The 507-nt window shown below is 44.4% G+C and carries 1 pseudogene; it reads left to right on the top strand.

Annotation, left to right across the window (positions count from 1 at the left end):
* Window positions 1-507 (top strand): annotated as a pseudogene (locus tag R7040_RS30270) (hypothetical protein); the annotation flags it as partial.

Here is a 507-nt window from a genome sequence, read left to right as displayed (position 1 = left end):
TCATTAAGCCACCAGATTTATTCTGGTCATGAATCGGATGGTTCAAGCGTTTGGAGTGCTGCACTCTCGATGCCATTGATAACGGAATACTCTCGCTCTCGCGACTACGCGAAGAATAATATGACGTTAATGGATCGTTTAGTCGTTGAGCAAAACAAAGCGCAACAAGCGTCAATTTCCTCTTTGGTTAGTGCGTTAAAAAATGAAGGCTTCGTTAATGTTCAAGTGGGCGTATCAAATGACAAAGTTGTGGTGGCTGTAGAAAACCGTCGCTACAACCATAATCAAGTTGACGGACTAGGTGTGGCTCTGGGTATTGTGTCGAGTCATTTAGGTCAAAATGCGGCGCAAGATATTGGCGCTGCATCGGATCAATTTGAACTTGTGATGCTTGCTAACCAAAAACCAGTGGTCAGCGTTTTGTCTGACGCTAACTGTTACCAAAGTTTTGTCAATGGCAGCGCAGTTTGTGATGACATTCAGTTTATCACGCGCGATTTGCCGGAA

Source organism: Vibrio sp. 1069, from assembly GCF_033340555.1.
This window is presented reverse-complemented; position numbering and strand designations above follow the sequence as displayed.